This window comes from Novosphingobium ginsenosidimutans (assembly GCF_007954425.1).
GTDB classification, from domain to species: Bacteria; Pseudomonadota; Alphaproteobacteria; order Sphingomonadales; family Sphingomonadaceae; genus Novosphingobium; species Novosphingobium ginsenosidimutans.
This window is the reverse complement of the sequence record NZ_CP042345.1, coordinates 99,584-119,515: the sequence shown is the minus strand read 5'-3', so window position 1 is coordinate 119,515 and position 19,932 is coordinate 99,584. Positions and strand designations below refer to the sequence as shown.

Sequence of the window (19,932 nt, the reverse complement as noted above, 5' to 3'; positions counted from 1 at the left end):
TCGGCGAGCGACTACTTCCCGCGCAGCTTGCGGTGGGCCGACAGGTCTAGCACTTCGCTTGGCCCATTGTCGCTGTCGAGCAGGCCAAGCCGGCGTGCGACTTCCTGATAGGCCTCTTCCTCACCGCCCAGATCGCGGCGGAAGCGGTCCTTGTCGAGCTTTTCGCCGGTGGTCATGTCCCACAGGCGGCAGCCATCGGGGCTGATCTCGTCGGCGAGGATCACGCGGCTATAGTCGCCTTCCCAGATCCGCCCAAACTCCAGCTTGAAGTCCACCAGGCGGATATTGATCGCGGCGAACATGCCGCACATGAAATCGTTCACGCGGATCGCCATCGACGAGATGTCCTGCATCTCTTCGTTGCTGGCCCAGCCGAAGCAGGCAATTTCCTCTTCGGAGACCAACGGATCGCCCAGCGCATCGTCCTTGAGGCAGTACTGGATCAGGGTGTGGGGCAGCGGCTCACCCTCAGGGATGCCCAGGCGCTTGGAGATCGAGCCAGCAGCGACATTGCGCACCAGAACTTCGATCGGAATGATTTCCACCTGCCGCACCAGCTGCTCGCGCATGTTGAGCCGCTTGATGAAGTGGGTCGGGATGCCGATGTGGCTCAGCCGGGTGAAGACATGCTCGCTGATGCGGTTGTTGATAACGCCCTTGCCGTTGATCGTGCCCTTTTTCTGGGCGTTGAAGGCTGTGGCATCGTCCTTGAAATACTGGATCAGAGTGCCCGGTTCCGGACCTTCGTAGAGGATCTTGGCCTTGCCTTCGTAGATCTGGCGGCGACGGGACATGAGCGGCTACCCTGCAAGCAAAATGACAAGCCCCGGCTGAGACGAGTCGTGAAGACCGCTCTTCCGGGGCTCCATGCCTATAGGGAAACGCGTGCGAAAGGCAAAGCCTTAACCGGATCGCCGGACAGCTGGCAGCAACGGTTTGACTGTAGAGCGATAATACGTAAGCTTGCCTCCAGACGCCGCACAAAGCGGCGCAAGTGGGTGAGCCTCTCCAGCGGGCCTCGGCCCGATGGCGGCAAGCCCGTCATGGAGGAGAGGTTATGTCTGCGCGCCAACATCGCATTGGTTCCACTTCGCTTATCGCCCTTAGCATCGCTGCCCTGTCCAGTCCGGCATTTGCCCAGGACCAGGCCGATGATGCGGCGGCCGAAAATCCGAAGGAAATCGTCGTCACCGGGTCGCTGATCCGCGGCTCGCGTGAAGACGCGCCCGCGCCGATCGACGTGATCGGGGCAGAGGAGCTGTCCAAGCAAGGCAGTCCTTCGGCGATCGATCTGCTCAAGAACCTGCCGAATTCGGCCGGGATCATCGGCGATGCCAACCAGTTCGATGCCCGCGCGCAAGGGAACGAAGGCGTCGCATCGGTCAACCTGCGCGGTCTGGGGCCGCAGCGCACGCTTGTGCTGCTTAACGGCAAGCGCATCGTACAGTCAGGCGGCAGCGGGATTCCGATCGTTGACGTCAACCTGATCCCGTCAGGCGCGATCGGGCGGATCGAGGTGCTGAAGGACGGCGCCGCTGCCACCTATGGTTCCGACGCGATTGCCGGGGTGGTCAACTTCATCACCCGCACCAATCAAGAAGGCTTCCGCGCCTCGGCCGATTATCGCTATATCTCTGGTTCGAAGGGTGATTATGGCGGGGCAATCAGCTTCGGCCATTCGGGCGATGGCGGCAGGATTTTCGTTTCCGCCGGTTACCAGCGCCGGTCAGAACTGCAGACAATCGACCGGGATTTCACGATCCAGCCCTATCCCAACAACCCGCAGGGCGGGTGGACCGGCGGCGGCAACCCCGGCAACTTCGATTTCAACGCGACAGTCGGCGGGCTGAGCTTCACCACCGATCTTGGCTGTACCGCGCTTGGCGGTTTCCGCAGCTTGCCAGGCTCCACGACGGACCGCTGCTTTAACCAGTATGGCCTGTTCGGTAACCTGGTTGAGCCCGAACAGCGCTTCCAGGTGTTCCTTGATGCCGAGGTCGACATCAGCGAAAGCACCAACTTGCGGGTCAACGCGCTGTGGGGCCATTCCGAAACCCGCATCACGACTTCGCCCAGCTACCTGCCGACGCTGCCGCCGTCGGCCAATGCCGCTGGCGGCGGGGGCGGGGTGTTCCAGATCCCGACCTGGGCCCCGGCGCTGCGCGATTATTGCCGTGTCTATGGCGCTGCAGCAGGCTGCTTGACCGATGCTGGCGGCACGCCGCTGGCCCCGGCGCTGGCCTTCCCGGTGCTGTTCCGTCCGGTCCTGCTGGGCGGCAATCCGCTCTTCCCGGGCCGCGGCTCGGCTACTTCGCCGCGCATCTCGGACCAGATGATGGTTTCGGCCGAGCTGAACACGAGCCTGTCGGACAAGCTCAACTTCACCACCAGCCTGACCTACAGCCGCTATGAACGCGCGTTCGAAGGCACGGACACCTTCGGCGATCTGTTCCAGAACGCGCTGGCCGGTTTCGGCGGGCCGAACTGCGCCTATTCGTCGACCGCGTCGCGCGCCGGCCTGAGCTCGGCCCAGCTGGCTGCACTGGCGGGCACCAACGGCTGTACCTACTGGAACCCGTTCTCGACCGCCGTCCAGTCCAACCCGGTGACCGGCAACGTCAACCCGAACTATGCCGGCTCGCGCAGCACCAACGGGCTGTCGACCGCACCTGGGGCGGGCCTGATCAATGATCTCGCTACATTCGACTGGATGTTCCAGACGCCGCGGACCCAGGCCTTCACCACCCAGCTCGTGGCAGATGCGGTGATTTCGGGCCAGACCGGGCTGACCCTGCCGGGCGGGGACGTTGGCTTCGCGCTGGGCGTTCAGTATCGCCGCAATACCTACAGCCGGCGCTACAATGACGTCTCGAACCTCGATCTCACGCCGTGCCCCGGCACGCCGCTGAACCCGGCCGCGACTTGTAGCCCGCAAACCGGTGCACTCGGCTTCCTTGGCACCAACCGCAATGGTGACAGCGAAGGCGATGTCTATGCCGCCTTTGCCGAATTGCAGCTGCCGGTAACCGATGCCTTTAACATCCAGCTTTCGGCCCGCTACGAAGACTATGGCGGCAATGTCGGCTCGACCTTCGATCCGCAGGCCCGCGCCAAGTTCCAGCTGACCGACTGGCTGGCCATCCGCGGCGGACTTGGCACTACCTTCCGTGGGCCCCCGTCGCAGAGCCTGGCTGGCAACCTGACCTCGCTGCAAATCATCGGCAGCTCGTTCCGGGCGATCGATATCAACGGCAATCCGAACCTCGCACCGGAAAGCGCAACGACCTACAACGCCGGCTTGCTGATCAACACTGGCGGGTTCCGGGCGAGCGTCGATTACTTCAAGTATGACTTCTCCGGCCCGATCGAGGGCGAGCCGGTGGCCGGGATCGTGGCGGCGATGTTCGGCGCATCGGGTACGGCCAACTGCGGCAACCCGACTTACGCCGCTCTGCAATCGCGCTTTACCTTTACCGGTGCGGGCTGCGGGATCGGCAATGTCCAGCGGCTGCGCACGCAGTACGTGAACTCGGCCGATGTCAGCACCTCGGGGATCGACTTCTCGGCCAGTTACGAGCTGCCGATCGGCACCGGTTCGGTCACCGCCGGTTTCGCCGGTACCTATGTGATCGACTACAAGACCTCTGACGTCACAGTGGAAGGCGTGGTGGTTCAGCCGGCCTTCGACGGGGTTGGCCTGCTCAACTATCAGACCACTGCCTATCCGCTGCCGCAGTGGAAGGGTAACGCCTACCTCGAAGGCAACTTCGGCAATCACTCGCTGCGCCTGCAGGTGAACTACCTCGATGGCTATACCGACCAGCGCGGTGCGGCGATCTTTGGCCCGAACGCCGGGGCACTGGCCGGCGCTTCGGTCACCACGGGCAAGAACATCGAAAGCTTCACCACCTTCGATGCCACCTATCGCCTGAAGCTGAAGACCGGCACGACGATTGCCTTGTCGGCGCTGAACATCTTCGACAAGGATCCGCCGTTCGCGCGGCTCGATCAGAACTACGATCCGTTCACGGCCAGCCCGCTGGGCTTCACCGCCAAGATCTCGATCACGCAGGACTTCTGATCGATCTGGGTTGAAGGGGGCAGGGGCGCGGAAGGTTTTGGCCTTCCGCGCCCCTTTGCTTGTCAGCTCAAATCCTGGGCAAAGGCCAGACGCTCGGCCAGCCACTGAGTCGCCGGACCAAGATGCCGATCGGTGCGGCGGATTGCGAACAGCGGGTAACGTCCGCCGGGCGCCTCTGGCAGGGTCAGCTCGACCAGGCGCCCGTCGGCCAGATCATCTGCCACCATCCAGCGGGGCATATTGCCCCAACCCAAGGACTGGCGCAGCAGCTCGTGCTTGGCGCCCAGATCGCCCAGTCGCCAGGTGCGCGGGCTGATAACCGAAAACTCCTTGCCTTCGGATAGTGTCGAGCGGTCCGACAGCACCAGCTGCACCTGATCGCGGATTGCAGCGCCATGCGCCAATGGATGATCGGGGGCGGCGACCGGGATTAGCTCAACTTCGCCAAGCGATTGCCGTTCGACCCCGGCCTGTTCGGCCGCCAGCGGGCCGGCAACACCAAGCGCCGCTTCGCCCTTGAGCACAAGATCGGCAACCGCCCCCAACGCCTCGACCCGCAAAGCCAGCGACACGGCCGGGAACTGCGCTGCGAAATCGCGTAGCGCGGCGGCCAGGCAGGCGGAAGGAAACATCACGTCAACCACCACGGCCACGCGCGGTTCGAGACCGGCATTGAGCGCCTCCACCCGTGCGCCAAGGCCAGCCAGCGCCGCCTCGATCTGCCGCAATTCCTCGACCACGGCAGCACCCTGCGCGGTGAGTTGCGGCTTGCGGGTGCCTTCGCGTTCGAACAGCCTGACGCCAAGCTGCGCCTCGATGTTGGCGATCGCGTAGCTGACCACCGATGTGGCCCGGCGCAGATGGCGCCCGGCGGCGGCAAAGCTGCCTTCTTCGACCACGGCGAGGACCGTGCGGATCTGTTCGATTGAGGGCGTGCCGGGGCGCAACTGTTCAATCCTATAGAATAGTTTGTGCTAGATTATCCGACTTTCCGGAAAAGCGCAAAAGCCCCAGTTAGCAGTTATCCCATTCCGCCCACACAGGAGCATCCGATGAGCAAGGTCCTTGTCCTCTACTATTCCAGCTACGGCCACCTTGAGACCATGGCGAACGCGATTGCCGAAGGTGCCCGCGGCGCCGGAGCCGCGGTCGATGTAAAGCGCGTCCCCGAAACAGTACCCGAAGAGATCGCCAAGGGCGCGCACTTCAAGCTTGACCAGGCGGCCCCGGTCGCGGCTGTTGCAGAGCTCGAGCTCTACGACGCGATCATCGTTGGCACCGGCACCCGCTTTGGCCGGATTTCCAGCCAGATGGCCGCCTTCCTTGATCAGGCCGGCGGCCTCTGGGCCCGAGGCGCGCTGAACGGCAAGGTTGGAGCCGCTTTCACTTCAACCGCTACCCAGCACGGCGGGCAGGAAACGACGCTGTTCTCGATCATCACCAACCTGCTGCACTTTGGCATGACCGTCGTGGGCCTCGACTATGGCTTCCAGGGGCAAATGCGGAATGATGAAGTGGTGGGTGGTGCACCTTATGGTGCCACCACCATCGCCGGCGGTGACGGCAGCCGCCAGCCGAGCGAAACCGAACTCGAAGGCGCGCGCTACCTTGGCAAGCGCGTCGCGGAAACGGCGAACAAGCTGTTTGGCTGAAACGAAGCGGGGCGGATCCAAACGATCCGCCCCGCCAACCTTTTCCCTATCACACTTCGTCACCCCGGCCTCCGAGCCGGGGTCCCGCTTGTTGCTTTGGAACAAGAAGCGGGACCCCGGATCAAGTCCGGGGTGACGGGCTGAGGATATCTCGACCTAATTCAGCAGGTGCTGCTGCCAGAACTGCAGTTCGGTCCAGAACTGGTAGTCCTGGTTTTCCTTCTTCCCAAACCCGTGGCCTTCGTTGAGGCCAACCAGGTGCCAGGCGGTGCGGCCTTTGGCCCGGACCGCAGCGACCATTTGGTCGGCCTCGCTCTTGGGCACGCGCGGGTCGTTGCCGCCGGTTACCACCAGCAGCGGGATCGACAGCTTGTCGACACTGGTCAGCGGAGAGATCTCCAGCAGCTTGGCCCGCTGATTGGGATCGCGCTCGTCACCATATTCCACCCGGCGCAGGTCGCGGCGATAGGACTGGGTGTTTTCCAGGAACGTCACGAAGTTGCTGATCGCGACGATGCAGTCGGCCGCCTTGAAGCGGTCGCCATAGCGGATCGCGCTGGCATAGCACATATAGCCGCCATAGGACCCGCCCTGGACCGCCATCCGGCCCGCGTCGATGGCCGGATCGGCCTGGAGCCGGTCAAGGAAAGCGCCGATATCCTTGACCGAGTTTTCGCGCAGGAACGGCCCGTTATCGAGGCTGACGAAGCGCTTGCCATAACCGGTCGATCCGCGAACGTTGGGATAGAATACGGCGATGCCCTGTTCGTTGAGCAGGTAGTTGGTCCGCCCGCGGAAGCCCGGAGTGGACTGGCCTTCCGGCCCGCCGTGAATGTTGACGATCAGCGGCCGCTTGCCCGGGAACTTGGCCGGATCGGGGCGATAGAGGAAGCCCGAAACCATCTCGCCATCAAAGCTTTTCACTTCGACCAGTTCGGGCTCGACATTGCGGGCCGGATCAAGCCCGCCGGTCTCGCTTTCGGTCCAACGCTTCACGGTAAGCGTCTTGGGATCGACCGAGAAGGCATCGGTCGGCACCTTGGCGGAAGAGACGGTCAGACCGATCTCGCCCCACGGCGCAATATCAAGGCCGCCGATCCCGCCAACCGGTAGCCCGGTGACTTCGCGCGACTGGCCGGTCTTGGGATCGAGCAGGCGGAGCTTCGAGATTCCGGCTTCGTTGACGGTGTAGGCGATGAAGCTGCCGTCCGGCGCAATATCGAAACCTTCGACATCCCACTTCGTTTCCGGGCTGCGCGGGGTGAACTTGCCAGTCTTGGGATCAAGCGTGCCGAGCCGCTGGAAGTCCGATCCTTCATCGCTCGTCACCCACAGTGCGCCATCGGGGGCATACTTCGCCCCGCCATAGGAAATCGCCTTCTTGTGATCGCCGATCGGGGTCAGCTTGCTGGTGGCAAGATCGAGCAGATAGAGGTCGCTCTTCTGGACCGACTGGTAATTGCCGACCACGGCAGTCGCGTTACCAGGGGCAAAATCGGCAATGCCCCAGCCGCCGCCCTTGACCTGCAGGACCAGCTTGTTGCTGGCGGGATCGCGCGGGTCGATCACATAGAGGTCCGAATCCGCGCCGTTGCGGCGGGTGGATGAATAGCCGAGCAGCTTGCCGTCAGCCGAGACGGCGTTGATCTCGTTGCGGCTCTTGCCATCGGTGAGCAGGTTCAGCCGGCCGTCTTTCAAGGTATAAAGCTGCCAGAACTCGTTTCCGCCCACATCCTTGCGTACCACCAAGGTGCCGTCATTGGGCATATAGACCCCGCCCAGTGGTTCGGCTTCGAAGCTGATCTGCCGGCGGGCCATGCCGGGCGCGGCGACGGTGTGAAGCTGGGCGACATTGCCGAAGCGGGTCGAAATCAGCATGGCCTTGGTCTTCGGGTCCCAGTCAACGAAACTGGCGGTGCGAAATTCCATATAGGGCCGCGTGGCTTCGACCAGCGCCATGGGCACTGCGGGCACGCCATCGGCCTCGATCGCGGCAGGCTTGGGGGCGACCGGCGCAGCGTTCTGGGCGAAGGCGGGAACGAGGGGGAGGGCAAAGGCCGAAAGGCCAAGCAGGATTTTGCGCATGAGTGGAAGGCATCCCTGTTACGTGTGATGGCGGCAGGTTGGCCCGGCGCGCGTGCGCGTTCAACCGCGAAATCGACGAACCGCTGACAAGCGCAGCGCGATCGGTTAGGCGCGCAGCAAAAGGAGCCCTCTGCCGATGAGCCAGACTGCCACGCTTGCCCTGTTGAACCGCTATTACACTGCCTTCAACTCGGGCGACTGGGAGGGCATGCTCGCCTGCCTTAGCGACGACGTTGCCCACGATATCAACCAGGGTGCGCGGCAGGTGGGCAAGGATGCCTTCCGCACTTTCCTGGCACATATGGAGCGCTGCTATGCCGAGCAGCTCAGGAACCTGGTGTTGATGGCGAGCGCGGATGGCTCGCGCGGCAGCGCCGAGTTCGTGGTGCACGGGGAATACCTCGCTACTGACGAGGGTCTGCCTGAGGCGAAGGGCCAACGCTATGTCCTGCCTGCCGGAGCCTTCTTCGCCATCGAAAATGGCCTGATTTCCCGGGTCACCGTCTACTACAACCTCGCTGACTGGGAAGCACAGGTGATCGGGTGAGCATTGCGATCCGCCCGCTGACCGGGGCAGCGCTGCAAGCGGCCCTGCCTGATCTGGCGCGACTGCGGATCGCGGTCTTTGCCGCCTGGCCCTATCTTTACGCCGGCAGCGAGGATTACGAGCGCGAATACCTGGCCGAGTTTACGGCTGCGGCGGACGCGGTGCTGGTTGCCGCCTATGATGGCGAACGGATTGTCGGAGCGGCTACAGCATCACCGCTGATCGCGCAGGATGACTATATAAGCGCCCCGTTTGTGGCGGCGGGGATCGACCCGGCGCGCGTGTTCTACTTTGGCGAGTCTGTGCTGCTGCCGGACTATCGCGGGCAGGGCATCGGCCATGCCTTTTTTGACCATCGCGAGGCGGCGGCGAGCACCTGGGGTGCGAGCCACGCCAGCTTCTGCGCCGTGGTGCGGCCGCTGGATCATCCGGCACGCCCGGCTGATTATATCCCGCTTGATGCCTTCTGGACGAAACGCGGTTATGCCCCAGTGCCAGGGCTGATTGGCAGCTTCGATTGGCAGGACCACGACGAGACAGTCGAAAGTGCCAAGCCGATGCAATACTGGATGCGCGCGCTATGACCGCTTTCACCATCGCCGCCGCGCAATACCCGATTGAGGAACTGGCGGATTGGGCTGCTTTTGAGGCCAAGCTGACGCGTTGGGTTGAGGCGGCGGCCAAGGGCGGGGCGAAGCTCGCGGTCTTTCCCGAATATGGCGCGATGGAACTGGCCTCGCTCGATCCGGCAACAATGGGGGATCTGGCCGGCTCGTTAGCCTCGGTTTCGGCATTGCTGCCGCAGGTCGATGCACTGCACGCGCGGTTGGCAGCGCAGCATGGCCTCCATATCCTGGCTGCCTCCGCGCCGTGCGAAGTGGAGCAGGGGCGCTCCGTCAACCGCGCCCGCCTGTTCGCACCAAACGGCAGGGCTGGCGTGCAGGACAAGCTGATCATGACCCGCTTTGAGCGCGAGGAATGGGGCGTTAGCGCGGGCGGTCCACTGCGGCTGTTTGACACTGCTTTGGGCCGGATCGGGATCAACATCTGCTATGACAGCGAGTTTCCGCTGCTCGCCCGCGCGCAGGTCGAAGCTGGGATGGAACTGCTGCTGGTGCCGAGCTGCACCGAGGCGCTCCATGGCTATTGGCGCGTCCGGCTGGGAGCCCATGCCAGGGCGCTGGAAGGGCAGTGCTATGCCATTCACAGCCCGACCGTGGGGCAGGCCGAATGGTCTCCCGCAGTCGACAGCAACCGCGGCGCGGCAGCGGTCTATGGTCCGCCGGACCGCGGCTTTCCAGACAGCGGCGTGGTGGCCCTGGGTGAACTGGACCAGCCGCAGTGGCTGTTCGCTGAAGTGGATCTGGCCCGGGTCGCCGCGCTGCGCGCCGATGGCGGTGTGCTCAACGCCCGCCACTGGGCAGAACAGCCGGGTGCAGACAATCTGCCGCCGGTTGAGCTGGTGGACTTGCGCTAAGTGGATCGTGGCGGCAGCTTGCCCGCCATGCGTATCGTCTTCCTCGCCGCTGCTCTGGCCCTGTCCGCGCCGGTCCTGGCCCAAAGCGCCAGCCCTGCCGCCATCCTTGCGACCGCGCCAGCCGGCACGCGGTTCGGGCTGCTGGTGGTTGACGACAAGGGCGGCGAAGTGTTGTCGATCCGGGCGGACGATCGCTTCATTCCCGCCAGCAACACCAAGCTCTTCACCACGGCTGCGGCGATGGCGCTGCTACAGGGGCAGCCCGCCAAGGCCACGGTGATCGGATTGTCGGCAGGCAAGGGCGCTGTGCCCGATGTGGCGGTGCTGGGGCAGGGCACGGTCAGCCTCTCTACGGCGCTGGACTGCGTATCGGGCTGCCTTGCCCCGTTGCTTGACCACATCGCCGCAAAGGCCCGGACCGTCGGTGACGTGATCGCCGACGATTCAGCGCTGACCGACCAGCGCTGGAGCCCCGGCATGAGCTGGAACAACATCGGCACCGATTCCGGCACGGCCACCTCAGCCCTGGTGATCGACCATAACGAACTGCCGATTGTTGTCACGCCGGGTCGTGCCGGGCAAGCGCCGGTCGTCACGGTCTCGCCCTATTACACCGTGGTAAACCAGGCCGTGACAGTGAGCGAGGGTGAGACGCGGCTTGGCATCGACCGTGCGGTTGGTGGCCGTGTGCTGCGGCTCTACGGGACGATCAAGGCCGGTGCCCAGCCGTGGCGAGAACTGATGGGGCTGGACGATCCGGCGCACTATGCCGGCTGGTTGGTCGCGCGAGAGTTGGGCAAACGCGGGGTGAAGGTGCGGGGCAAGGTGCGGACCATCCACCGGCCGGTGGGTACTGCGCCGATCGGGCAGCCTTACAAGCTGACATTTGCCGCCGAGGCGCCCGCTGTGCTGCTGCCTGACGAGGTTCAGCTGATCAACAAGGTCAGCCAGAACCTCCATTCGGAACTGTTGATCCGACGCCTCGCCTTCGCGGCACCGCTACCCGAAGCGGGCAAGGCGCCGCTGACCGACAGTCTCGATCAGGGGCTCGCCGCAGCGCGCACGGTCTTTGCAAGTGCCGGCTTGCCGCGCGCCGGATACGATTTCTCGGACGGATCCGGCATGTCGACCTACAACCGCATTTCCCCGCGGGCGGCCGTTGCTCTGTTGCGCTGGACCAAGACCCAACCATGGGCAGCAGAATACCGGGCATCGCTGCCGATCGGCGGGGTCGATGGCACGCTGCGCCGCCGTTTTGCCGGTACGCCCCTGGCGGGCAGGATCTTTGCCAAGACCGGCACGCTCAATGCCACCAACGCCCTGTCCGGCTGGATGATCGCCGCCAGCGGCCGCGAGCTGACCTTTTCGATCATCGCCAATGATGTGCCCGATGGGGCCAGTGCGTTGACGACGATGGACAGCGTGCTGGTGGAGATCGCAGCCCAAAACTGAACCCAGTTTCATGTTGCAGCTTGGCAACATGCGGCGAACTTCCACCGGTTGTTAGAAGCGTCCTCTTTCGCAACGAAAAACTTGCGTTAGTCTGGACAAGTTCTGCCACGCGCAGCGGCCAAGGGGGTTATCATGATTGCACGGAATCTCACTCGCATCGTCCTGTCGAGCGGCGTGGCGCTTGGCGCGCTCGCAACCCCGGCGCTGGCGCAGGATGCGCCCGACATCACCAACACCGCACAAGGCAGCGCCAGTGAAAGCGGCGCGATCGTGGTGACCGGATCGCGTATCAAGCAGGACCCGGGTAAGAGCGCGCTGCCACTGCAGATCATCACCACGGACGATCTCAGCCGCGAAGGCATCAGCAATCCGGAACAGCTGATCTCGTTCCTGGCTGCCAACGGCAATGGCGCAGACAACCTCGCCTCGAACTCGGACGTCGTCACCGGCGCGGCGCGCGGCACCAACGGGCTCTCTTCGGCGAACCTGCGCGGTCAGGGCGCTTCCTCAACCCTCGTCCTGCTCAACGGTCGGCGTGTTGCCGCCCACGGCCTTTCGGGCTCGGCAGTTGACGTGAACCAGGTGCCGCTGGCCGCGATTGAGCGGGTCGAAGTGCTGAAGGACGGCGCCTCGGCTATCTATGGCACCGATGCGATCGGCGGGGTGATCAACTTCATCACCAAGAAGAATTTCAAGGGCATCATCGCCAACGGCTTCGTCGACATGACGGAAGAAGGCGATGCGCCGATCTATCGCGTCTCGGGCACGGCCGGCTGGGGCGACCTTGACCAGCAGGGCTTCAATGTCATGGCCGCCGTCAGCAAGAGCTGGAACGGTGCCTTGTTCGGCAAAGACCGCGATTTCGTCAACGGCAACCAGCCCAACCGCGGCCTTTCGATCGATACCCGCGGTACCCCCATTGCAACGGCCTTCCCGATCAACCCCACCGCGGCAGGTGTCGGGATCACCCAGGGCGGCACGCTGCTGGGCAACGCGACAGGTACGCTTACCAACCTGACCGTCAATGGCGTGCGGATGAACGGCGGGGTCAACATCCTTGACCTGCCGGGCGGCGCGGGCTGCGGCACCATGGACGGCGGCATGGCCTATGACGAGGTGCTGTGGAACACGCCGGGCGCAGCCTACGCCTGCGCCTGGGACACAGGCCGCGCAGCAACGCTGCAGCAGCCGATCGACACGCTCACGTATTATGGCCGGGCAACTGCAAAGCTCGGTGATCACGAGCTTTATGCCGAAGTGACCGGCTCCAAGGCGCATTCGAAGAAAATCTTCTCCAGCAACCAGTACACCGCCAACAACACCTCGATGCCGATCGCCTACCCGCTCAATTCGCTGACGGCGGCGACCTACAATGCGGTCTATGATCAGCTCGCAGCCTTCCTGCCTGGTATCGGGGCGGTCGGTGATCGGACGGTGGATAATGTTGGCCGCTATGGCCTGCCGATCACCTTCCGTTGGCGCTGCACCACCTGCGGGCCGCGCGAGTATGAAACCGATACCAAGACGTTTCGGGCAGCTGTCGGCCTTGAAGGCCCGATCGGGGGTAGCTGGGAATACCGCATCGGCGGCTCCTATGCTGAAAGCCAGGCCACTTCCGTGTTGGGGCAGGGCTACCATTTCCGCGGTGTTCATGCCTCCAACGCCAGTGCGGTAGCTTCCGGCACGGGCGCCACGCTGGCCGGCCAGGTCGACACCCGCGCGCCCACTGCGCCGGGTGCGAGCGCGCCGGGCATCGTTGGCCTGTTCAACAGCGGGATTATCAATCCGTTCTCGCTGGTCCAGACCCCGGCCGCGCTTGCCGCGCTTGATGCTGTCTCGGCCAAGGGCACACGGCTTTATGGCGGCAAGTACACGCTGTGGCAGGCCGATGCCTCGATCAGCGGTGAGCTGTTCGAATTGCCGGGCGGCATGGTTCAGGTGGCGGCCGGTGTCGACTACCGCCGCGAAGGCTACAGCTTCAGCGGCTCTTCTGCGGCTGATCCGTCGAAATCGCCCGACATCTTCAATGTCGCGTTTGACAACGTGAACCAGCTCAATGGGGTGCACCGTGATGTGAAGGCGGCCTATGCCGAAGTGCTGGTACCGGTGGTTGACATGTTCGAGCTGACCGGCGCGATCCGGGTGGACGATTACACCGGGTTTGGCAGCACGGTGAACCCGAAGTTCACTGCCAAGTTCCAGCCAGTCGACTGGGTCATGGCCCGCGCCTCCTATGGCACCGGCTTCCGTGTGCCGACCTTCAACCAGATCTTCAACGGCGTCACCCAATCGCCCAACCCGGGCAACTCGCTGACCGATCCGACCACCTGTCCCTCGGGCGGGGTGGTCAACGTGACCCCGGGCTGCACCGCGATCACGCCGGACTCGCTGAGCGGGGGCAACCTCAACCTCGGCCCGGAAACGTCGAAGCAGTACAGCTTTGGCCTGGTGCTGCGCCCGACGCCGCGGATCAGCCTTTCGGCCGATTACTGGAACATCGCGGTCGATAACGTGATCGGCACGATCACCATTCCGCAACTGTTCGCCAACATCGCCGCTTTCCCGGATCGGATCACCCGCACCGCCGGCGTGATCAGTCTGGTTGACCTGCGCACCGGCAACTTCGGCTCGCGCCGGACCAGCGGGATCGATTTCGCTGGCCGCGCCAGCTTCGATGCCATGGCCGGCACGCTTTCAGCCGGGTTCGACGGCACCCTGCTGATCGAGAAGAAGGAAAAGCTTCTTCCCAACCTGAACTATACCAACCTGCGCGGGGTCTTCTCGCTCTCTGGCGACCTGGGCCTCAAGTGGAAGCACAACGCCTGGATCAGCTATGCGAAGGATGATTTCACGCTGACCTTCTCGCAGATCTTCCGCAACGGTTACCAGAACTTCGGCCTACCCAACTCGCTTACCGGTCCGAACCTCAGCGCGACGCGGCCGGATTACAATCAGCAGGTCAAGGCCTATCAGCTCTACAATCTGTCGATCTCCAAGAAGATCGAGGATCGCTTCATGATCACGCTGGGGGTCAAGAACATCTTCGATACCGACCCGCCGTTTGCCATCACCTATGACAGCAACACCGGTGCCGGCAGCTCGTGGGAACCACGCGTCGCCGATCCGCGCGGGCGCTCGTTCACCCTGGCAGTCGAAACCAAGTTCTGATCAGGGCAGTTCAGAAGCGTACAGGGGCGCGGCCGCAAGGCTGCGCCCCACTTGCTGTTTCTGGCGGCTGCGAATTCGGCAGGACAGGCTGCCAATAGCCAGAGTGCCCCGGTCTGGCAGTCCGGCAGTTGGTTCGCGACAGGTTGAAGGGTGAACCCCCGCCGGCCGGCACACGGAAGGGCCGTCGGGACTGCGCCAGCGGGCGAGGGCTCGGGGGGCTTGTGCGCCCGGGTCTTCAGCAGACCGGACGGAAGCTCGAATCGCCGCGCCAGCGGGCCAGGATATTGTCGTGCACAATCGGCGAGAGCAGTTGCTCGAAAGCGCAGCCGGTCAGGCTGTTGTCCCACCACACCACTTCACCCTGCAGGGCTTCAAGACCCGGCAAGGTCAGCCAGCAGAGAGTGCCCGGATGGATCCGGTTGATCGCGGCGGCGCAGAAGCCGCTCAGCGACAGGTCATGAACCACGGTCTGGAAGCCACGCCCGCCCGATACGCGTAGCATCGCCGGGATAGTGATGCGGGTGCGCGGAGCGCTGCGGTCTTCCTGGGCGGCAGAGAAATAAGGGTCGCGCGTGTGCAGCAAATAATCGCTCATGGCCGGGTCCTTGCTAAAGGCTGCGCTTGCCCGGAGCTTTCCGAACAGGCTTGGCAAACTATGGACCGGCTGGGTTGCCCGGATGTTATGAGGGCTGGTTAACGCGTTCGCGGTGCGGGCTGGCAAACTGTTCACCAAGCAAGGCAACGATGCGGTCGGCGACGACTGCTGGTTCCTTGTTCCGCTTGGGATCTTCGCCAGGATAGGCCTTGGCCCGCATCGCCGTGCGGGTGGCGCCGGGATCGATGATCGCGACGCGGATTGGCGTGATATTCCGCACTTCCTGGGCGTAGCAATCGACCAGTACTTCGGCGGCCGCCTTGCTGGCAGCATAGCCCCCCCACCAGGCGCGCGGCGATGTTGCGACCGAGGTGGTAAGGTAAATGAGGCGCGGATTACTGCTCTTGCGCAGCAGCGGATCGAACCGGGCGATCAGCGCCTGGGTGGCCGAAGCGTTGATGGTCAGCGCATTGGCCAGGCTCTTCGCTTCGATATCGGTAACGCCGGTAAGCTGCGGCAGCACCGCTGCAGCGTGGACCAGGATATCCAGGGTCGGCCAGCGCCCGCTGATGGCCTGGGCCAGTCGGGCAATCCCATCGCCTTCAGCCAGGTCAACCGGGGCGATCGTGGCGCTGCCGCCGGCAGAAAAGATCGCTTCCTCAACCGCTTCCAGCGACTTGGTGTCGCGCCCGGTCAGGATCACGTGAGCCCCGGCTGCAGCCAGGGCCTGGGCCGTTGCCGCGCCAATGCCGCGGCTCGCGCCCGTGACGAGCGCGACCTGTCCAGTCAGATCGGTCACGCGACTTTCCCGACTGGCAGGTTGAGCTGATCGGCTTCGGCAGCACGATCGGCCAGGTCGGTCAGCTTGGTCGGATAGTCTCCGGTGAAGCAGGCATCGCAGTGCTGCGGGCAGGCGGCATTGCGGCCATTTTCACCGACCGCGCGGTAAAGCCCGTCGATCGAAACGAAAGCCAGGCTGTCGGCAACGATGAACTTGGTCATTTCCTGCAAGTCCATCCGCGCGGCGAGCAGCTTGTGCCGCTCAGGCGTGTCGACGCCATAGAAGCAGGAATTGTTGGTCGGCGGGCTGGCAACGCGGAAGTGCACTTCCTTGGCTCCGGCATCGCGCATCATCTGCACGATCTTCATTGAAGTCGTGCCGCGCACGATCGAGTCATCGATGAGAACAATCCGCTTGCCTTCGACCAGCGCGCGGTTGGCGTTGTGCTTGCGCTTGACGTCGGCATGGCGGGCGCCGTCCGATGGCTGGATGAAGGTCCGCCCGACATAGTGCGAACGGATGATGCCCAGGCCAAAGGGAATGCCGCTTTCCTGGGCAAAGCCGATCGCCGCCGGCACGCCGCTATCAGGTACCGGTACGACCAGATCGGCCTCGACCGGGGCTTCGCGGGCCAGCTCGATCCCGATCTTGCGCCGCACTTCGTAAACCGACTGCCCGCCCGAAACCGAGTCTGGCCGGCTGAAATAGACGTGCTCGAAGATACAGGGACGCGGCGAGGGGCGGCCGAAGGGGCGGTGCGATGACAACCGGCCATCCTGGCGCACTTCGACAATCTCACCCGGCTCGATCTCGCGCACGAACTGCGCGCCGACCACGTCAAGCGCGACCGTTTCGCTGGCAAAGACCGTGGCATCGCCAATCTTGCCCATTACCAGCGGGCGAATGCCCAGCGGATCGCGGCAGGCGATCATCCGCTTCGGCGTCTGGCAGATCAGCGAATAGGCGCCTTCGACCATCCGCAGCGCATCGACGAAGCGGTCAAGCAGGGTCGGATAACGGCTGGTCGCAATCAGGTGGATGATCACCTCGGTATCGGACGTCGACTGGAAGATCGCGCCCTTGTCGACCAGCTCCTGCTTGAGGTGCATGGCGTTGGAAATGTTGCCATTGTGGGCGATCGAGAACCCGCCACGCGCCAGGTCGGCATGGAGCGGCTGGACATTGCGCAGGCCCTGGCCGCCGGTGGTCGAATAGCGGACGTGGCCAGAGGCCATGTGACCAGGCAATTCATTGATGATCGTCTGGTCGGCAAACACCTGGGCAACATGGCCCAGGCCGCGGCGGGCGAAGAATTCGTGGCCGTCCCAGCTGACGATGCCGCAGGCTTCCTGCCCGCGATGCTGCAGGGCGTGCAGGCCCAGCGCGGTGATGGCGGCGGCTTCGGGACTGCCGATCACGCCGAAGATGCCGCATTCCTCGCGCAGCTTGTCGCCGTCGCTGTCCAGGAACGGGTGAGTGATGTTCATGATGGAATCGCCTGCCTGTGCGCTCGCGCTTCGCCAGCGCCTTTGGCCGGACTCGCGCCGCAAGGCAAGCATGGCTTCGCATCCGTCCCCAAGGGCGGTCCAAAGACGGGGTTGCGAAGGGGTTGAGGCAGGCCCAGATCGGGACACTCGGGGGAAGGAAGGACCAACGCCATGAACTACATGACCAGTCACCTTGACCATGATGAGGGTGAGACCAAGCTGGTCGTCCCTGACGAGGTCCAGGACGCGCTGCGCACCCTGCTGCGCTGGGCTGGCGAGGACCCCTCACGCGAAGGCCTGATCGACACCCCGGCCCGTGTCGCGCGCGCCTGGCGCGAATACTGCCAGGGGAACGAGGAAGACCCGGCACTGCACCTCTCGCGCACTTTCGAGGAAGTTGGCGGCTATGACGAGGTCGTGCTGCTCAAGGACATTCCTTTCCAGTCGCACTGCGAGCACCACATGGCCCCGATCACAGGCAAGGCCTCGATCGCCTATCTGCCCAAGAACCGGGTGGTCGGCATCTCGAAGCTGGCGCGTGTTCTGCACGGCTTCGCCCGTCGTCTCCAGATCCAGGAACGCCTGACCGCCGAAGTTGCGCAGTGCATCTGGGATCACCTCCAACCACATGGCGTTGCTGTGGTGATCGAGGCGCAGCATGGCTGCATGACTGGCCGCGGCGTGCGTACGCCGGGGGTCGGCATGGTCACTAGCCGGATGCTCGGTTGCTTCCTGGAAGACGAGCGCAGCCGCAAGGAAGTGCTCAGCCTGATGGGCTATTGAGCCAGGCCGTTATCTTCGGGGCAAGCGGCGGGATCGGCGCGGCGCTGGTCGAAGCCGTCGTGGCCAAGGGGCGGTATGAGCGCATCTGGGCCGGGTCGCGCTCGGGTCAGGCTGCGCCGGCGGGGGCAGTGCCTTTTGCCTTTGACCTGACCGACGAAGCCAGCATCGCGTCCGCCGCCGGCCGGATCGGTGGAAATGTGTCACTGGTCTTCGTAGCAACCGGCGTCCTCTCCGGTGGCCCCGATTTCCAGCCTGAGAAGACCTACAAGGCGCAGGACCCCGCTGCCTATGCCCATGCCTTTGCCATCAATGCCACCGGGCCAGCGTTGATCGGCAAGCACTTCCTGCCGCTGCTGCCGCGCCGCGAGCGGGCAGTCTTTGCCGCGCTCACCGCCCGGGTCGGCTCGATAGCTGACAACCGCCTCGGCGGCTGGCACGCCTATCGCGCCAGCAAGGCGGCGCTTAACATGATCCTGCGGAACTTTGCGATCGAACTGCGCCGCACCCATCCACAGGCCGTAGTCGCCGCACTCCATCCCGGCACCGTTGCTACCGACCTGTCCGCCCCCTTCACCAGCATGCGCGAAGGGCAGCGCCTGTTCACGCCGGACGAGGCGGCGAGGTACTTGCTAGACGTGATCGACGGCCTCACCCTGGACGATAGCGGGAAGGCTTACGGCTGGGACGGTCAGCCTATTCCGTTTTGACTAGACACTTGGGTGGCTCAGGCAGACTGTTGACAAATTTTTCGTTCGCCCATTTTCAAACCTCGGGATCGGGAAGTGTCGTGATACTTATGAAATTTACCCTCCCTTTTTTAAAGCTTAGTGAGATTTTGAAATAACTCCCGAATTTTGATCTAATTGAGAAATCTGTTTCGACAATCACATCGCCCGAGTCGTGAGTCCACATCCGAAATTTTCGGCGAATTTTTTTCTCCAGTTGGACTTTTGCGGTCGAGGGACTGGCTTTAAGATCGATCCAGGACGGTACAGCCTTTGAAGGCAGTTCGATCGTCTTGTCGGCAACTTTGCGATCAACAAATACATACCAGATACCGTCGTCCAGCAGAACTGTGCAGGACAAGGGATCCTTCCTGTCAGTACAGTCCTGACGCTTGCGCACTCCCGATGGAAGCGTGTTGACAACTTGGCCGAGCTTCAGTCTGCCCACGTCAATTGAATCCAATGATAGCAAAGCGGTCTGGCTGGCACCAGCTGGCGATGCGATTGCCAGCGCTATGGCAAATCGAAACTGCTTCACGGCCTGCTTCGTGGAAGCAGCTTGAGCGGATCACTTGTTTTACCACCCGCTGTGACAGGCCTGGGAGATCCAATCCTGACTTCAAAATGCAGATGCGTGTCACCTGTACTCGGCGTGTTCCCAGTTCGGCCTACGCGTCCGATCACGTCACCGGCCTTAACTTTGGTACCAGGGCGCAATGTTGGAGAACCGGGCTGAAGATGGGCATAATGTGTGTAAACTCCATTGCCATGATAGATCACAACTTGAACGCCGTAACTGGGACTAGGATTTGGTGAAATTGCAACGATCGCTCCTGTTCCTGCGGACCGAACTAGCGTGCCCGCTGGAGCCTTCAGATCGATTCCCTTGTGTGCCCCTTTGCCTCTCTTGTCCCCATATCGCGGACCGCCTTCGTTCAGCTTGTCCGCCCGGTTGAGCATGGCTTCCGAACCACCCACAATTGGCCAGTGCGTCAAAACGGATTTGGCCTGTTGAACCCTCTCTTGAGTGGCTCCACCCGCCATACCATTACCTTCGCCTGAGCGGCGCAATTCCCGTTCAATTATATCACCGATCGGG

Annotated in this window: 17 protein-coding genes; 9 read left to right on the top strand and 8 right to left on the bottom strand. The window is 63.4% G+C overall.

Annotated elements, in window-relative coordinates:
* Positions 1–11 precede the first annotated feature (11 nt).
* Positions 12–794 (bottom strand): phosphoribosylaminoimidazolesuccinocarboxamide synthase, encoded by a 783-nt coding sequence (gene purC / locus FRF71_RS00535; protein ID WP_147088714.1) that lies wholly within the window; start codon positions 792–794, stop codon positions 12–14.
* 263 nt (positions 795–1,057) lie between these two features.
* Between purC and FRF71_RS00530 the strand changes: the two genes are divergently transcribed.
* Complete coding sequence (locus FRF71_RS00530) at positions 1,058–4,081, top strand: TonB-dependent receptor plug domain-containing protein (RefSeq protein ID WP_147088713.1); 3,024 nt, start codon at positions 1,058–1,060, stop codon at positions 4,079–4,081.
* Between the two features lie 62 nt (positions 4,082–4,143).
* Here FRF71_RS00530 and FRF71_RS00525 read toward each other — a convergent pair whose 3' ends face one another.
* Entirely contained in the window at positions 4,144–5,028 is an 885-nt protein-coding gene (locus FRF71_RS00525) for a LysR family transcriptional regulator (protein WP_147088712.1), read from the bottom strand.
* A gap of 105 nt (positions 5,029–5,133) precedes the next feature.
* Here FRF71_RS00525 and wrbA point away from each other — a divergent pair, with 105 nt between their 5' ends.
* Positions 5,134–5,733: an NAD(P)H:quinone oxidoreductase gene (wrbA, locus tag FRF71_RS00520; protein WP_147088711.1), complete on the top strand. Its 600-nt coding sequence runs from the start codon at positions 5,134–5,136 to the stop codon at positions 5,731–5,733.
* 156 nt (positions 5,734–5,889) lie between these two features.
* Here wrbA and FRF71_RS00515 read toward each other — a convergent pair whose 3' ends face one another.
* Positions 5,890–7,818: a S9 family peptidase gene (locus FRF71_RS00515; protein ID WP_147088710.1), complete on the bottom strand. Its 1,929-nt coding sequence runs from the start codon at positions 7,816–7,818 to the stop codon at positions 5,890–5,892.
* Between the two features lie 136 nt (positions 7,819–7,954).
* On the opposite strand from FRF71_RS00515, the gene FRF71_RS00510 reads away from it, so the two are divergent.
* From FRF71_RS00510 to FRF71_RS00490, 5 genes are all read left to right on the top strand, one after another.
* Positions 7,955–8,365, top strand: a complete 411-nt coding sequence (locus tag FRF71_RS00510; protein ID WP_147088709.1) for a ketosteroid isomerase-related protein — start codon at positions 7,955–7,957, stop codon at positions 8,363–8,365.
* Complete coding sequence (locus tag FRF71_RS00505; protein WP_147088708.1) at positions 8,362–8,949, top strand: GNAT family N-acetyltransferase; 588 nt, start codon at positions 8,362–8,364, stop codon at positions 8,947–8,949. Before FRF71_RS00510 ends, FRF71_RS00505 begins: the two co-directional genes overlap by 4 nt.
* A complete protein-coding gene (locus FRF71_RS00500; protein ID WP_147088707.1) occupies positions 8,946–9,842 on the top strand; it encodes a carbon-nitrogen hydrolase family protein in 897 nt (298 codons plus the stop codon). Before FRF71_RS00505 ends, FRF71_RS00500 begins: the two co-directional genes overlap by 4 nt.
* A 27-nt stretch (positions 9,843–9,869) precedes the next feature.
* Positions 9,870–11,294, top strand: a complete 1,425-nt coding sequence (gene dacB, locus FRF71_RS00495) for a D-alanyl-D-alanine carboxypeptidase/D-alanyl-D-alanine endopeptidase (RefSeq protein WP_147088706.1) — start codon at positions 9,870–9,872, stop codon at positions 11,292–11,294.
* Between the two features lie 132 nt (positions 11,295–11,426).
* Entirely contained in the window at positions 11,427–14,462 is a 3,036-nt protein-coding gene (locus FRF71_RS00490) for a TonB-dependent receptor domain-containing protein (protein WP_147088705.1), read from the top strand.
* 235 nt (positions 14,463–14,697) lie between these two features.
* On the opposite strand, the gene FRF71_RS00485 is transcribed toward FRF71_RS00490, so the two are convergent.
* From FRF71_RS00485 to purF, 3 genes are all read right to left on the bottom strand, one after another.
* Positions 14,698–15,057 carry a PilZ domain-containing protein gene (locus FRF71_RS00485; protein WP_147088704.1) on the bottom strand — a complete coding sequence of 120 codons (360 nt, stop codon included), beginning with the start codon at positions 15,055–15,057 and terminating at the stop codon, positions 14,698–14,700.
* A gap of 85 nt (positions 15,058–15,142) precedes the next feature.
* Positions 15,143–15,856: an SDR family NAD(P)-dependent oxidoreductase gene (locus FRF71_RS00480; RefSeq protein WP_147088703.1), complete on the bottom strand. Its 714-nt coding sequence runs from the start codon at positions 15,854–15,856 to the stop codon at positions 15,143–15,145.
* Positions 15,853–17,325, bottom strand: coding sequence for an amidophosphoribosyltransferase (gene purF, locus FRF71_RS00475; protein WP_147088702.1), 1,473 nt, complete (start codon positions 17,323–17,325; stop codon positions 15,853–15,855). Before purF ends, FRF71_RS00480 begins: the two co-directional genes overlap by 4 nt.
* A gap of 171 nt (positions 17,326–17,496) precedes the next feature.
* On the opposite strand from purF, the gene folE reads away from it, so the two are divergent.
* Positions 17,497–18,108, top strand: a complete 612-nt coding sequence (folE, locus tag FRF71_RS00470; RefSeq protein WP_420359387.1) for a GTP cyclohydrolase I FolE — start codon at positions 17,497–17,499, stop codon at positions 18,106–18,108.
* Entirely contained in the window at positions 18,105–18,815 is a 711-nt protein-coding gene (locus FRF71_RS00465) for an SDR family NAD(P)-dependent oxidoreductase (RefSeq protein ID WP_147088701.1), read from the top strand. The genes folE and FRF71_RS00465 overlap by 4 nt, the downstream gene beginning before the upstream one ends.
* 55 nt (positions 18,816–18,870) lie before the next feature.
* Here the strand turns inward: FRF71_RS00465 and FRF71_RS00460 are convergent, their stop codons facing one another.
* Positions 18,871–19,371 (bottom strand): hypothetical protein, encoded by a 501-nt coding sequence (locus FRF71_RS00460; protein WP_147088700.1) that lies wholly within the window; start codon positions 19,369–19,371, stop codon positions 18,871–18,873.
* Positions 19,368–19,793, bottom strand: a complete 426-nt coding sequence (locus FRF71_RS15755; RefSeq protein WP_420359401.1) for a peptidoglycan DD-metalloendopeptidase family protein — start codon at positions 19,791–19,793, stop codon at positions 19,368–19,370. The genes FRF71_RS00460 and FRF71_RS15755 overlap by 4 nt, the downstream gene beginning before the upstream one ends.
* Positions 19,794–19,932: the final 139 nt, after the last annotated feature.